At 59.1% G+C, this 15,239-nt stretch carries 10 protein-coding genes; 2 read left to right on the top strand and 8 right to left on the bottom strand.

Annotated elements, in window-relative coordinates; translation table 11 throughout:
• Window positions 1-157 precede the first annotated feature (157 nt).
• Window positions 158-280, top strand: coding sequence for a hypothetical protein (locus tag AC6I8R_RS12200; RefSeq protein ID WP_013509482.1), 123 nt, complete (start codon window positions 158-160; stop codon window positions 278-280).
• A gap of 180 nt (window positions 281-460) precedes the next feature.
• Window positions 461-2,191 carry an arginine--tRNA ligase gene (argS, locus tag AC6I8R_RS12205; protein WP_497832384.1) on the top strand — a complete coding sequence of 577 codons (1,731 nt, stop codon included), beginning with the start codon at window positions 461-463 and terminating at the stop codon, window positions 2,189-2,191.
• A gap of 36 nt (window positions 2,192-2,227) precedes the next feature.
• Here argS and flhE read toward each other — a convergent pair whose 3' ends face one another.
• From flhE to ntrB, 8 genes are all read right to left on the bottom strand, one after another.
• On the bottom strand, window positions 2,228-2,623 hold the full coding sequence (flhE, locus tag AC6I8R_RS12210) for a flagellar protein FlhE (RefSeq protein WP_497832385.1): 396 nt from the start codon (window positions 2,621-2,623) through the stop codon (window positions 2,228-2,230).
• Between the two features lies 1 nt (window position 2,624).
• Window positions 2,625-4,712 (bottom strand): flagellar biosynthesis protein FlhA, encoded by a 2,088-nt coding sequence (gene flhA / locus AC6I8R_RS12215; protein ID WP_021182941.1) that lies wholly within the window; start codon window positions 4,710-4,712, stop codon window positions 2,625-2,627.
• A complete protein-coding gene (gene flhB, locus AC6I8R_RS12220; RefSeq protein ID WP_021182940.1) occupies window positions 4,705-5,859 on the bottom strand; it encodes a flagellar biosynthesis protein FlhB in 1,155 nt (384 codons plus the stop codon). The genes flhA and flhB overlap by 8 nt, the downstream gene beginning before the upstream one ends.
• Before the next feature lie 192 nt (window positions 5,860-6,051).
• Window positions 6,052-6,867, bottom strand: coding sequence for a uroporphyrinogen-III C-methyltransferase (cobA, locus tag AC6I8R_RS12225; RefSeq protein ID WP_415174505.1), 816 nt, complete (start codon window positions 6,865-6,867; stop codon window positions 6,052-6,054).
• Between the two features lie 11 nt (window positions 6,868-6,878).
• Window positions 6,879-9,482, bottom strand: a complete 2,604-nt coding sequence (locus tag AC6I8R_RS12230) for a nitrate reductase (protein WP_497832386.1) — start codon at window positions 9,480-9,482, stop codon at window positions 6,879-6,881.
• The gene (gene nirB / locus AC6I8R_RS12235; RefSeq protein ID WP_497832387.1) at window positions 9,479-13,543 is read right to left on the bottom strand and encodes a nitrite reductase large subunit NirB; all 4,065 of its coding nucleotides are present in this window, start codon (window positions 13,541-13,543) and stop codon (window positions 9,479-9,481) included. The genes AC6I8R_RS12230 and nirB overlap by 4 nt, the downstream gene beginning before the upstream one ends.
• 10 nt (window positions 13,544-13,553) lie before the next feature.
• On the bottom strand, window positions 13,554-14,342 hold the full coding sequence (locus tag AC6I8R_RS12240) for an ABC transporter ATP-binding protein (RefSeq protein WP_415174502.1): 789 nt from the start codon (window positions 14,340-14,342) through the stop codon (window positions 13,554-13,556).
• Window positions 14,343-14,354: 12 nt separating this feature from the next.
• Entirely contained in the window at window positions 14,355-15,230 is an 876-nt protein-coding gene (gene ntrB / locus AC6I8R_RS12245; protein WP_415174501.1) for a nitrate ABC transporter permease, read from the bottom strand.
• Window positions 15,231-15,239: the final 9 nt, after the last annotated feature.

Here is a 15,239-nt window from a genome sequence, read left to right on the forward strand (position 1 = left end):
CACAGGTCCAGTTGTTACTTTATGAAAGCACCTTAACGACATGTTTAATATAACAATAATTAATACAATGAGATAAGTCTTATTTAGCCTGCGAACAATTGCAGCCTGAAATCCTTTCTTATAAATTTGTGGCTACACAAATTAAAGGAATGGCCCTATGTCTATGCTCATTGTTGTCGCGGTCCTGATTGCATTGATGGGATTTGCTATTTCCCGCCACTGGAAGGTACGTGAAGACAAAAGCGTCAAAAATCCTCGTCGCTTTCAACGGCGCCGTTAATCGGCGCTGGAGTTTCCCTGCCTGATTCCGGCGTCTATCCGATAGCTGACGCACTCTAACATTTCACGTATACTTCCCCTCTTATTTTTTCCGTCCCGCCCGCCCAACAGCGCCTCTGCGGGATGACGACATCGGCTCGCACATGGCAGGCGAGCAATTTCAGCATATGAAGGTAACGCGGTGAATATTCAGGCTCTTCTTTCCGACAAAGTCGGTCAGGCAATGATCGCGGCAGGTGCGCCTGTCGATTGCGAACCACAGGTACGTCAGTCCGCTAAAGTGCAATTCGGCGACTACCAGGCGAACGGTATCATGGCCGTGGCGAAAAAGCTCGGTCAGGCACCGCGTCAGTTGGCTGAACAGGTGATCCAGCATCTCGATCTGCACGGCATTGCCAGCAAGGTTGAAATCGCCGGGCCGGGTTTTATCAACATTTTCCTTGATCACCAGTGGCTGGCTGACCAGGCCGCGCAGGCGCTGAACTTACCGCGTCTTGGCGTCAGCAATGTGGCAGCACAAACCATTGTCGTCGACTATTCTGCCCCCAACGTCGCGAAAGAGATGCACGTCGGCCACGTCCGTTCCACCATCATCGGTGATGCTGCGGTACGTACGCTGGAGTTCCTCGGCCATCATGTCATCCGCGCTAACCACGTTGGCGACTGGGGTACGCAGTTCGGCATGTTGATCGCTTATCTGGAGAAACAGCAAAGCGAGCATCATGAAGATATCGCGCTGGCCGACCTCGAAGCCTTTTATCGCGAAGCCAAACGCACCTATGACGAAGATGAAGCCTTCGCGGAACGTGCCCGTGGCTATGTGGTGAAATTGCAGGGTGGCGATGAGTATTGCCGTACCATGTGGGAGAAGCTGGTCGACATCACCATGAGTCAGAACCAGAAAGTTTATGACCGTCTGAACGTCACCCTGACGCGCAAAGATGTGATGGGTGAAAGCCTGTACAACGATATGCTGCCGGGCATCGTTGCTGATCTGAAAGAAAAAGGTCTGGCAGTGATCAGCGAAGGCGCAACCGTGGTGTTCCTTGATGAATTCAAAAACAAGGAAGGCGAACCTATGGGGGTCATCGTGCAGAAGAAAGATGGCGGTTACCTCTACACCACCACCGACATCGCCTGCGCGAAATACCGTTATGAAACCCTGCATGCTGACCGCGTGCTGTACTACATCGATTCACGTCAGCATCAGCACCTGCAACAAGCCTGGACCATCGTACGCAAAGCCGGTTATGTACCGGAATCGGTGCCGCTTGAACACCACGCGTTCGGCATGATGCTGGGCAAAGATGGCCGTCCGTTCAAAACCCGTAGCGGCGGCACCATCAAACTGGCCGACCTGCTGGATGAAGCGGTGGAACGCGCGCTGGCGTTGGTGAGCGAGAAAAACCCGGAAATGTCTGCCGTCGAGTTACAGGCGCTGGCAGAAGTGGTAGGTATTGGTGCGGTGAAATATGCCGACCTGTCAAAAAGCCGCACCACCGATTACATTTTCGACTGGGATAATATGTTGGCCTTTGAAGGCAACACCGCGCCTTACATGCAGTATGCCTACACCCGCGTGCTGTCGGTGTTCCGCAAAGCCGGGATCGATGCCGACAGCCTGCAAGGCAACATCATTCTGTCTGAAGAGCGTGAAGCCCAACTGGCAACCCGACTGCTGCAATTCGAAGAAGTGATCACCCTAGTGGCACGCGATGGCACGCCGCATGTGATGTGTGCTTATCTTTACGATCTGGCTGGCCTGTTCTCCGGCTTCTATGAACATTGCCCGATTCTGGCGGCGGAAGATGAGCAGGTGCGCAACAGCCGCCTGCAACTGGCGGCGCTTACCGCGAAAACCCTCAAACAAGGTCTTGATACCCTGGGTATCAAAACCGTCGAGCGTATGTAATACGAAAAACCCGCCAACCGGCGGGTTTTTTATTGGCTACTGATAATTCACCGTCACTTCACTGCTCACCACGCGCAAACCCGGTGGCATCGCTCCCCGGCCATTAAAACCAAACGCCAGATGCAGGGTTTCATCGGCAGCGACATGTGCCAGCCCACGCGTGGTGCCGTTGGCGCCATCCAGCAACACGCAACGCTGGTTGGCACACAGCCGGACCACCAGCCCTGACGGGGCGGGACGACTCAGCTTATAACGCCAACTGACCTGAGAAATAACGCCCTGCACCGGGCCAGCAGCGCGCAGCGGTGGCGAGCTTAGCCAGTTGCCACGCGCCCCGAGACTCGGTCCACTGGCGCTGGCATGCCATGCCCCCTCGGCAGCCACCGCCCACAAGGGCAGCAGCAGAAATAATCCCGGCCACGCACGGCGCATCTTATTTGCCTCCGATGGTGGCGGTCATACGGATCTGACGATTATCCGTCAGCTCCATATTGGAGAGCACCACCAGCTGAGGCAGATTGCGGCGCAGGAAGCGTGCCAACAACGCACGTAGCGGATGGTTCACCAGCAGCACCGGCGGTGCTCCCAGCATCTCCTGACGTTGCAGCGCATCCTGCGCCTGATGCAACAGACGGTCAGCCAGACCCGGCTCCAGACCGCCACCGCCCTGCAACGCCTGCAACAGCAGACGTTCCAGCGTCGCATCCAGGCCAATCACCTGCACTTCGCCGTTACCCGGGAACCACTGCTGGGTGATCGCACGGCCCAGCGCCACACGTACCACGCTGGTCAGCTCCTGCGCATCAGTCTGCACCGGCGCATGCTCCGCCAGGGTTTCAATAATGGTACGCATATCGCGAATTGACACACGTTCGGTCAGCAAATTCTGCAACACCTTGTGCAGCGTGGTCAGGGTGATCACGCCCGGCACCAAATCTTCGGTCAGTTTCGGCATTTCCTGCGTGACACGATCCAACAGTTGCTGCGCTTCCTGACGACCAAACAGCTCGCTGGCGTATTGACCGATCAGATGATTCAGGTGTGTCGCCACCACGGTACTGGCTTCCACCACCGTGAAGCCCTGAATCTGTGCCTGTTCTTTCAGCGCGCTGTCGATCCAGATCGCGGCCAGACCAAAGGCCGGATCGACGGTGGCTTCACCCGGTAAGGTGCCTGCTGCGGTACCCGGGTTAATCGCCATCCAGCGTCCCGGATAGGCATCACCGCTGCCAATCTCTACCCCTTTCATCAGAATACGGTAGCGCGCTGGCGGCAGTTCCATATTGTCGCGAATATGCACCACCGGCGGAAGGAAACCGACCTCCTGCGCCACTTTTTTACGGATACTACGAATACGTCCCAGCAGCTCACCATTTTGCAGGTGATCGACCATCGGGATCAGACGATAGCCTACTTCCATCCCGAGCGAATCTTCCAACTGGACATCGGTCCAGGAGGCTTCCACTGTCGCCGGGGTTTCCTGATTTTTCACCACGCTGGACGCTTCCGGCTGTTTCTTCGGCTGCATCTGACGTCCACGCAGCCACCAGGCCAGTCCCAGCAGCGCGGCGGTAAACAGCAGAAAGACAAAGTTCGGCATGCCCGGCACCAGGCCCAGCAGACCAATAACCCCGGCACTCAGCATCAGCACGCGCGGATTGTTAAACAGCTGCCCGACCATCTGCTCGCCCACATCCTGATCGGTGCTGACGCGCGTGACGATAACACCGGCGGCGGTAGAGATGACCAGCGCCGGGATCTGCGCCACCAGACCGTCACCGATGGTCAGCAGCGTATAGGTTTCCGCCGCGTGCCCCAGATCCAGACCATGCTGCACCACGCCCACCAGCAGACCACCGATGACGTTAATCACCATGATCATGATCCCGGCGATGGCATCACCACGCACAAACTTACTGGCACCGTCCATTGAACCGTAGAAGTCGGCTTCCTGCGTCACTTCTGCGCGACGCTTCTTCGCTTCATCTTCACGAATCAGACCGGCGTTGAGGTCGGCATCGATCGCCATCTGCTTACCCGGCATCCCATCGAGCACAAAACGCGCCCCGACTTCGGCGATACGTCCGGCACCTTTGGTGATGACCATAAAGTTGATGATCACCAGGATGATGAACACCACGATACCGATGGCGAAGTTGCCGCCGACCAGGAAGTGACCAAAGGCTTCAACCACGCGACCTGCGGCGGCCGCGCCGGTGTGACCATCCAGCAGGATGATACGGGTGGAGGCCACGTTCAACGCCAGGCGTAACAACGTAGAGAACAACAGAATGGTGGGGAATGCGGCAAAATCCAGCGTGCGCTGGGTGAACATCGCCACCAGCAACACCATAATGGACAACGCAATATTGAAAGTGAACAGCAGGTCAAGGATGAACGCCGGTAAAGGCAGCACCATCATCGACAGAATCATCATGATCAGCACCGGACCCGCCAGTACCTGCCATTGCGTGTCTTTAAAATTGCCCGGTAACCGCAGCTTTTCGGCCAGATTAGCCATCGTTTCTGTTCTCTCCTGGAATGTCCATCTCTGCCGGGACCGACAGATTATGAGGTTTCTTCGGTATCAGGCCGCCTTCACGCTTCCAGCGTCGCAGCTGCCAGACCCACGCCAGCACTTCCGCTACCGCCGCATACAGCGCGCCGGGAATGAACTGACCAATTTCGGTATGGCGGTACAGCGCACGCGCCAACGGCGGTGCCTCAAGAATCGGGACGCGATGTTCCTTGCCCAGTTCACGAATTTTCAGCGCCACTTCTCCGGCACCTTTAGCAACCACCTTCGGGGCGCTCATCTTCTTGTCGTTATATTGCAGGGCCACGGAGTAGTGTGTCGGGTTGGTGACAATCACATCCGCCTTCGGGACGTCAGCCATCATGCGGCGGCGAGCCGCCGCGCGCATGGCCTGGCGAATACGCCCTTTGACGTGCGGATCGCCCTCCTGCTGTTTAAATTCATCGCGGATATCCTGGCGCGACATACGTAACTTTTTGAAGTAGCTGTACAACTGCCAGAAAACGTCAAATCCCACCATCGGGATCAAGCCAAGCATCACCAGCGCACAACAGATGGCAATCATGTTCATGCCATGTTCCAGCGCATTCATCGGGGATTCGCTGATTAAACGCAGCATCTCCGGCCAGTGCGACCAGATGTACCAACCCGCGACCGTACCCACTAACACCGCTTTCAGGATCGCCTTCAACAACTCCGCCCAGGTCTGCCCGGAAACCATACGCTTCAGGCCGCTTAACGGGTTGAGTTTGGTGAAATCCGGACTGAGGGATTTGCCGCTGATCACAATGCCGCCCAGCAGCATAGGTGCCGCGATCGCCACCAGCACCAGTCCGGCCATCAGCGGCAGCACGGCCAGTACCGCCTGACCAATCAGACTGCTGATATGCGCCACGATCACCTTGTCATCGGTCACCATGCCATGATCAAAACGAAAACCGGTCGCCACCATCGAAGCCAGACGACGCGCGATGCTGGTGCCACCCAGCCACAGAATCATGATGCCGGACAACATCATCAATAACGATGTCAGCTCGCGCGAACGCGGAATCTGCCCGTCCTGCCGTGCTTTTTCAAGTCGGTGCGCTGTGGGCGATTCTGTTTTGTCCTCGTCGCTACTCTCGTCAGCCACGGCATACCTCTGCTGGCAGGAATTCTGAGCATAGAATGCCAAAAGGCGACGAAGCTAAAGCGTGGATTAAGGGGAGAAAACGTCAGTTTATTTAGCCATAAGGGAAATTGTCGCCAGCACAGATCTCGTCGCGGCGCGATTTATCGCACGTTTTTTCCCGCAGCGCGCAGGATTGCGCGATAAATCGCGTCGCTACGGGCTTATGTGAGTTTCAGTCGCCCGGATGCTGGCTTCTTGATAAAACCGCACCACCTCGCCCACCAGCAATAACGCCGGTGACTGAGGTTGTTCGCGTGCCACCGTCTCGCTTAGTTGAGTCAGCGTAGTGATCAGCACCCGCTGGTCAGCTCTGGTGCCGTTTTCAATGATGGCGACTGGGGTAGCCGCATCACGCCCCTGCGCCATTAACTGGCTGCTGATGCTACTGCTCCACTTCAGCCCCATGTAGAACACCAGCGTCTGGTTAGCCGCTGCCAGACTTTTATCCTCCAGGCATGGCTCGCCGGATTTGCCGTGACCGGTGATCAGACGCAAGGATTGCGCGCAATCACGATGGGTGAGCGGAATGCCACTGGCAGCCGCGCAACCCGCCGCGGCCGTAATGCCGGGTACCACCTGACAAGCAATCCCCGCCTGCTGCAAAAATGCCATCTCTTCGCCACCCCGGCCAAAAATAAAGGGATCGCCCCCTTTGAGCCGCACCACGTTGCGACCACTGCGCGCCAGATCCACCAACAACTGGTTAATCTGTCCCTGCTTTAATCCATGACTCCCCGGCTTTTTGCCGACGTCGATCGCCAGCGTTCCCGCCGGCACCTCTGCCATCACCTCATCACTCACCAGTCGGTCATACACCACCACATCGGCCACTTTAATCAACCGAAGCGCTTTCAACGTCAGCAGCTCGACATCGCCCGGCCCGGCCCCCACCAGCCACACCCCCCCATCCTGGCCGGTTGCGCCCTGTGGGTTGAACAGTTTATCCAGCGTCTCAATTGCCTGTGTCATGTGGACCTCCATTACTGCGCCACGGTGTGCGCCGCGATAAGTTGTTTCAGCTCCGGGATACAGGAGCCACAGTTGGTGCCGCACTTCAGCGCCGCCCCGAGGGCGGCGGCTGTCTGGCAGCCTTGATCAATGGCGCGGCGGATCGCCCGTTCGCCCACCCCGAAGCAGCTGCACAGGGTACGTCCCTGACTCTCCCCCTGTTCCGGCCGTCCACCCAGCAGCGCATGGCGCTGATGCGCCGAGGTCGGCGGGAGGCTGAATGCCTGTGCGACAAAAGCGTGGTCGATTTCAGGTAGCCAGGGCGCAGCATAGAACGCCCGCTCCAGTACCCCATCGCGCCAGCCCAGCATATGTCGCTGCTGACCGGCGTGCGCCTGCTGCCATTGCAGCTCATCCATGCCGGGCTGCTGATGCAGCCATGCCGCCGGATCCCCCTGACCGGCCAATACGTAACGTTGCACACCGGACTGCGGCACGCGCGACCAATAATCCAGTTGCTGCGGGTCGCATCGCGCGCGCTGCCACAGCCACCCCTGCCACTGCGGGCGCAGCGGTTGCAGGCGCACCGCGGTTTGCTTCAGCGCCGGTTGCCCGGACACCGGACAACTACGCGCCGCCACCAGGCCATCGACATTGGCCTGGGCACTGAATTGACGCGTCCAGTGCATCGGGATAAACAGTTGGCCGCGGGTCAGGCCGTTGTCGATCATCACCCGGCCACACCACCAGCCTAATGTGGATTGCACCCGTGTCAGATCGCCCTGCCCCAGCCCGTGGGCGGCGGCATCGTGCGGATGGAGCAATACAAAAGGTTCGTCATAATGCTGCATCAAGCGTGTGACGTTACCGGTGCGTGTCATGGTGTGCCATTGATCGCGGATACGCCCGGTATTCATCAGGAGGGGATAGTGACGGGCGGGTGCACTGAGGATCGGGATGCCCACTGGCAACAAGCGGGCTTTACCATCCGGATGATAAAAGTGGCGCGTGGCGAACAAGCGCGACGAGCCATGCGGTGCGGCGGCATTCACCGGCCATTGTACCGGCGTGAGTTGGTCATACTGCTCACGGCTTAAGGTCGCCAGCGCGCTGATATCAAACGCACGGCTACCGGCGTTTTCAAAACCTGATAACGCCGCATGTTCGACAAAGACTTCATGGGGATGCTGCCAGTCAAAGGCTGCGCCATAACCCAATCGCTGCGCCACCTGTGCCAATAACCACCAGTCCGGTTTCGCCTCCCCGACAGGGGCGACAAAACTGCGCTGGCGCGAGATACGTCGTTCTGAATTGGTCACGGTACCGTTTTTTTCACCCCAGGCCTGGGCAGGCAACAGCACATCGGCAAAGGCGCTGGTGTCGGTCACGGCACTGACCTCCGAGACGATCACCAACGGACAGCGCCGCAGCGCCTCGGCGACGCGGTTGCCCTCCGGCATCGACACCGCCGGATTGGTACCCATGATCCATACCGCTTTTACCTCGCCACGTTCAATCGCCCGGAACAGATCGACCGCCATCAAACCCGGCTGATGCGCTACACGATCGCTATGCCAAAAACGCCCAAGCCGATCAACCTCTTGCGGACTAAACCCCATATGCGCCGCTAACTGGTTAGCTAAACCGCCCACTTCACGCCCGCCCATCGCATTGGGCTGACCGGTCAACGAAAACGGCCCGCAGCCAGGTCGGCCAATTTTACCGCTCAGCAGATGAACGTTGAGGATAGCGTTGTTGTTGTCGCTACCGGTTTGCGATTGGTTGATCCCCATACACCATAAGGTCAGTACCCGGGGTTGGGTGGTGAACAGCTGCCAGAAGGCGAGAATGTCAGCGTCTGCTAACTGGCAGGTATGGGCCACCGCCGCAAGATCCCAGTCAGCACAGGCCGCCAGCGTGCTATCCACGTTGGCAAGATGCGGCAACATTGTCTGATCGATCCCGCCCTGAATCGCCAGCCAGTTAAGCAATCCGGCAAACAACGCGCCGTCGCTGCCGGGGCGGAGCGCCAGATGCAGGTCAGCCAGCTCGCAACTGGCGGTACGACGTGGGTCGATCACCACCAGCTTCATCTCAGGACGCTGCTGTTTCGCCTGTACCAGACGCTGCCACGCCACCGGATGCGCCCAGGCGGCATTCGAACCCACCAGAACCACGACATCGGCCTGCTCAAGATCTTCATAACAACAGGGCACCGCATCAGCACCGAACGCCCGTTTATAGCCCACCACCGCCGACGCCATACACAGCCGCGAATTGGTATCGATATTGGCGGCACCGATAAAGCCTTTCATCAGCTTGTTGGCAACGTAGTAATCCTCGGTCAGCAACTGCCCGGAGGCATAAAACGCCACCGCCTGTGGCCCGTGCTGCGCGATGATCGTCTGCAATTCGCTGGCAACCACATCCAACGCGCGATCGATACTCACCCGCTGCCCCCGCACCTGCGGCCACAACAAACGCCCTTCCTGTCCGAGGGTTTCACCCAACGCCGAACCTTTGACGCACAGGCGGCCCAAATTGGCCGGATGCTGACGGTCGCCACTCACTGACCTATCCGCTGCGTCGACCTCAACGCCACAGCCCACGCCACAGTAGGGACAGGTCGTTTTCATGATGCCGCCGCCAGCGCCAACAGCGGCTGATTACCCAACCACACCTGACCGCCTTCCAGACGCACCGGCCAGCAACGCAACTGATGCTGCGGATTATCCAGGCTCTGGCCGTCCCGCAACCGGATGCGTTGTTTATACAAGGGTGAAATCACCACCGGCTCACCGGCTACATCGCCCAGGATGCCGCGTGACAACACGCTGGCCTGAGTGCCGGGTTCAATATCTTCCAGGGCATAAACGGTGTCGCCGAAGCGGAACAGGGCCACGCGCTGGTTGCCAAGCCGGGCACCCATCCCCGCTGAGGCAGGAATGGCGCTTTGCTCACAAATGGCGCTCCACGGCTCCGCAGGCAGGGTCACACTCGGGATAGTCAGCGTCTCCAGCGGCTGGCGCTGCCCCCGCACCTCGGCGTAATGCAGGGTTTCATCCGGCTGGTCGCTGTTGATGGTGGCGGTGAACAGCGCCCGACGCGAGGGGTTCTCCAGCGTGGTCTGCCATTCGCACTGATAACGATCGACCACCCACTGCATTTCCTGTTCCAGCGTGGCACCCAGGCCGAGCGAATCGTCAATCACCACCTGGCGCAGATAAGCCAGGCCCCCCTCCATGTTGTCCATCCACACGCTGGTGCGTTGCAGCCGGTCAGCGGTGCGGACATAGAACATCAGAATGCGGTCGACGTAGCGGATCAGCGTGGCATCATCCAAATCGCTGGCAAACAGGTCGGCATGGCGGGGTTTCATTCCCCCGTTGCCGCAAACGTACAGATTCCAGCCCTTATCGGTGGCGATCACCCCAATGTCTTTGCTTTGCGCTTCCGCACATTCACGGGTGCAGCCGGAGACGGCCATTTTGATTTTGTGCGGTGCGCGCAGCCCTTTGTAGCGATGCTCGAGGGCGATGGCAAACGCAGTGGAATCCTGTACACCATAGCGGCACCAGGTCGATCCCACGCAGGATTTCACCGTGCGCAGTGATTTGCCATAGGCATGGCCGGTTTCAAATCCGGCAGCGATCAGCGCTTCCCAAATCGCCGGGAGCTGATCAAGGCGTGCGCCAAACAGATCGATGCGCTGGCCGCCGGTGATTTTGGTGTAGAGACGGTACTGCGCCGCCACCGCGCCAATCGCCATCAAGCCCTCGGGCGTAATCTCACCACCGGGCACCCGCGGCACCACTGAATAAGTTCCGTCCTTCTGGATATTGGCAAAGTAGCGATCGTTGGTATCCTGCAACGGCAGATGCGCCGGTTTCAGCAGGTAATCATTCCAGCAGGAGGCTAACAGCGATCCGACCAGCGGCTTGCAAATTTCGCAACCGTGACCACGACCATGCTGTGCCAGCAGTTGGTCGAATGTGGTGATCTCACCCACCCGAATCAGGTGATACAGCTCCTGCCGTGACCAGGCAAAATGTTCACAAATATCCTTCTTCACCTCGACACCCTGGCTGGCAAGTTGATGCTCCATCACCTGCTTCACCAGCGCGCTACAGCCACCGCAGCCGGTCGCGGCTTTGGTGCAGCTTTTCAGCGCAGCCATATCGCCACAACCACTTTGCACTGCCGCGCAAATATCCCCCTTGCTGACATTGTGGCAGGAACAGATCTGCGCGCTGTCCGGTAGCGCCGCCACACCCAATGCTTTGCCGGGTGCGCCTGCCAGCTGCGGTAGAATCAGACTTTCCGCTGCTTCCGGCAGCGCCATTTTGTTCAGCATCATCTGCAACAGGCTGGCATAGTCGCTGCTGTCGCCCACCAGCACGCCACCCAGCAGGGTTTTACCGTCGTCTGAAATCACCAACTTTTTGTAGATACCTTTCGGGTTATCCGTCCACTGATAACTCTGGCTGCCGGGTGTTCGTCCATGTGCATCACCAAATGACGCCACCTCAACACCGAGCAACTTGAGTTTGGTGCTCATGTCGGCACCGTTGAACGCGGTTGTCTCTTGCGCTAACTGCCCCGCCAGTACGCGCGCCATCTGGTAGCCCGGCGCCACCAGACCAAAAATTTGTCCCTGCCACAACGCGCACTCGCCGATAGCATAGATGTCGCTGACGCTGGTGGCGCAGCCATCATCAATCACAATGCCACCACGCTCGCCCATGCTGATGCCCGCCGCCCGTGCCAACGCATCACGCGGGCGGATCCCGGCAGAGAACACCACCAGGTCTGTTGCCAGCAGGCTGCCATCCGCAAAGCGTAACTGCATGCTACCGTCCGGCTGGTTTTCAATCGCTTCCGTCGCCTTGCTGGTGTGTACCTGTACACCTAACGCGGAAATTTTACCGCGCAGCATCTGCGCGCCGCCGTCATCCAGCTGCACCGCCATCAGCCGTGGCGCAAACTCCACCACATGGGTTTCCAGTCCCAATTGTTTTAACGCATTGGCGGCTTCCAGACCGAGCAGACCGCCGCCAATCACCACGCCGCGCGTTGCCTGCCGGGCGCAATCGGCGATCGCATCCAGATCCGCCAGCGTGCGATAGACAAAACAACGCGGATGGAAACGCCCTGGCAGCGGTGGCACGAAAGGCACCGAGCCGGTCGCCAGCACCAGTTTATCCCACGCCAGTTCGCTGCCGTGGCTATCGCGCAAGCTGCGGCGTTGCGTGTCAATCGCCAGCACTTCACAGCCGCAACGCAGCTCAATTCCGTGCTGTTCAAAGAAGTTGTCACTGACTAACGACAGGTCATCAGCGCTCTTGCCGTTGAAATATTCCGTCAGGTGTACGCGGTCATAGGCCATCTGCGGTTCATCACCGTACACCACGATATGGTACTGCTGGTGCAGATCGCGGCTGACCAGTTGTTCGAGAAAATGGTGGCCGACCATACCGTGACCAACCAGCGCGAGAATCGGTTTGCTCATCATTGCCTTTCCTACAGCACGGGGCTGCGTCTTGTTATTGTCCAGACCGAACAGCGCATTGAGATCCACCGGTTCGGCCCGCTGAAGTCGGGTCAGTAAACGGGAGGCCGGGGAGCTATCGCCAAACAGCAACACCCCCGCCAGCGCGCCGTCGCGTAGAAATAGCCGCCGGTAGTGTCCGGACAGCGGGTCGAAACTGGTGAGAGAGGGGGCATCGCGGATGTCTCCGGCGCTGAAGACGTCAATACCGCTGACCTTGAGTCGCGTCCCATTCTCCTGATAGTGGAAATCGTCAATCGGTTGCCCGGCCAGACTGGCCGCCAGGACCAACGCCTGCGCCAGACAGGGGGCGATCAACCCGAAAGTTTCGCCGTCGATTTCACAGCATTCGCCGAGCGCGTACACATCGGGAATGGCGGTATGCAGTTGACGATCGACCTGAATGCCGCGCTGGCAAGGCACACCCGCCGCCTGCGCCAGCGCGATTTCCGGCACCACGCCAATGGCGATCACCACCTGTTGTGCTGCCAGACAGCGACCATCGGTCAGCGTGACCTGCTGCGCATCAATCCGCTGCAACGAGACGCCGAGTTGACAATCGATGCCGCGCGCCGTCAGATGTTGTTGCAACAACGCTCCCGCCTGCGCATCGAGTTGGCGATCGAGCAGCCAGCGGCGATGATGCAGCAGCGTGACTTCGCGCCCCAGCAACCGCAGGGCCGCCGCCGCTTCTACCCCCACCAGCCCGCCACCGAGGACCACGACCGGTCCCTGCTGCGCCTGCATCCGCTCCACATCGCGCACGGTGCGAAAACCCAATACGTGCGGGCATGCAATGCCCGGTAAGGTCGGCATCCGTGGCTGGGAACCACAGGCAAATACCAGCTTGTCCCAGTGCAGACTGCGCTGGTCGGTATGGAGCTGACGCCCGGCGACATCAACGGCACGCACCTCCTCCCCCGCCAGCAGCCTGACTCCGTGTTCTTCGTACCACTCTGGCGTATGGATCAGGGTGTCGGCGAAGGTCTTCTCCCGGCCCAGCACCGGCGACAGCAGCACCCGGTTGTAGTTGCCGTGCGGTTCACGGCCTATCACCGTGATGGCGTAGCGGCCCGGTGCTTGCTGCACCAGAGTTTCCACCATGCGCATACCCGCCATACCGTTGCCAATGACAATCAGTTGCTGCATGCCCGGCTCCTTACGCCACTGCCGTCTGCTTTTCATACAGGAAATGCAGTACCTGCTGGCGCAGATGGTGGTAACGCGGCTCCTCCGCCAGCGCTACGCGGGAACGTGGACGCGGCAGGTCAATCGGCAGAATCTCACCGATGCGCGCCGCCGGACCGTTGGTCATCATCAACACGCGATCGGAGAGCAACACCGCTTCATCGACATCGTGGGTAATCAGCACGATGGTGGTGTTCAGTTCCTGCTGGATACGCATCACGCTGTCCTGAAGATGGGCGCGCGTCAGGGCATCCAGCGCGCCAAAGGGTTCATCCAGCAGCAACACGCGCGGTTTCATTGCCAGCGCCCGGGCAATGCCCACCCGCTGTTTCATGCCACCGGATATTTCTCCAGGCCGCTTGTGCAGCGCATGGCTCATCTGTACCCGGCCAAGATTGTGCTCGATCCACTCCGCCATCTCGCTCCGGTTCATCTTGCCTTTAAACACCTGCTGCACCGCCAGTTCGACGTTCTGATACGCTGTCAGCCACGGCAGCAGCGAATGGTTCTGAAACACCACCGCACGTTCCGGGCCAGGGCCGGTCACTTCACGGTTGTCGCACAACAGCACGCCGCTGCTCGGGCGCGTCAGACCGGCTATCAGGTTCAGTAAGGTGGATTTGCCACAGCCGGAATGGCCGATCAGGCTGAGGGTTTCCCCCGGATGGATATCGAAACTGACATTATCAAGCGCGAGGAAATCCCCCTGCGCGGTGGCAAAGCGCTGACTCACCTGCTGCACACGAATAATTGGATTCATCGTCATGGCTCCTTATTTTTCCCAGCTAAAACGACGGGCCAGTAACATCAACGCCTGTTCGAGCAGCAGCCCGACCACACCGATGATGACAATGGCAATCAGGATGTTTTCCACATTGAGGTTGTTCCACTCATTCCAGATCCAGAAGCCGATCCCCAGACCACCGGTCAGCATCTCGGCAGCGACAATCACCAGCCAGGCGATGCCGATTGAGAGACGAACGCCGGTCAGTACCGCAGGCAGCACTGCCGGAAACAGGATGCGGCGCATCACCGTCCACTCCGAGAGTTGCAGCACCCGCGCCACGTTGAGGTAGTCCTGTGGAATGCGCTGCACCCCTTCGGCGGTATTGATCACCATCGGCCAGATCGAGCAGATAAAAATGGTCCAGCTTGAGGCCGGTTCAGCGCGCTGGAACAACAGCAAGCCAATCGGTAGCCAGGCGAGGGGGCTGACCGGACGTAGCAGCGCGATAATCGGGTTGAACATGCGTGAGACAAAGGTGAAACGACCCAGCAGGAACCCTGCCGGAATCCCCACCAGCGCCGCCAGCCCAAAGCCCACCGCCACGCGTTGCAGTGAGGCCAGCACGTTCCAGCCAATACCCTGATCGTTGGGGCCATTGTTGTAGAAGGGATCAGCAAACAAGGTTAATGCCGCCTGCCAGGTGGCCCACGGCGTGGGGAAACCCTTGCTCGACATGGCCGCAATTTGCCATACCAACAGCAGCAACAGGATGCCGCAACTCGCCGGGATCAACCGTTGCAGCAGCGGCCGCAGCCAGGGCTGACGTGCGCCGGACCGACTTTGGGCCTTGAGGGGGATCACCTGCGCCGTGGGGGCGGCAGCGCTGACCGGTGGTGTCAGGGAACGCGCTTCAGATTTCATGGTAATTCC

This window comes from Pantoea sp. X-Soil-OKNW-713 (assembly GCF_059730685.1).

Excerpts from the sequence above, each read along its gene's own strand:
- AC6I8R_RS12200 (WP_013509482.1), top strand. The coding sequence starts at position 158 with ATGTCTATGCTCATTGTTGTCGCGGTCCTGATTGCATTGATGGGATTT.
- flhE (WP_497832385.1), bottom strand. The coding sequence starts at position 2,623 with ATGCGCCGTGCGTGGCCGGGATTATTTCTGCTGCTGCCCTTGTGGGCG.
- flhA (WP_021182941.1), bottom strand. The coding sequence starts at position 4,712 with ATGGCTAATCTGGCCGAAAAGCTGCGGTTACCGGGCAATTTTAAAGAC.
- cobA (WP_415174505.1), bottom strand. The coding sequence starts at position 6,867 with ATGACACAGGCAATTGAGACGCTGGATAAACTGTTCAACCCACAGGGC.
- AC6I8R_RS12230 (WP_497832386.1), bottom strand. The coding sequence starts at position 9,482 with ATGAAAACGACCTGTCCCTACTGTGGCGTGGGCTGTGGCGTTGAGGTC.
- nirB (WP_497832387.1), bottom strand. The coding sequence starts at position 13,543 with ATGCAGCAACTGATTGTCATTGGCAACGGTATGGCGGGTATGCGCATG.
- AC6I8R_RS12240 (WP_415174502.1), bottom strand. The coding sequence starts at position 14,342 with ATGAATCCAATTATTCGTGTGCAGCAGGTGAGTCAGCGCTTTGCCACC.
- ntrB (WP_415174501.1), bottom strand. The coding sequence starts at position 15,230 with ATGAAATCTGAAGCGCGTTCCCTGACACCACCGGTCAGCGCTGCCGCC.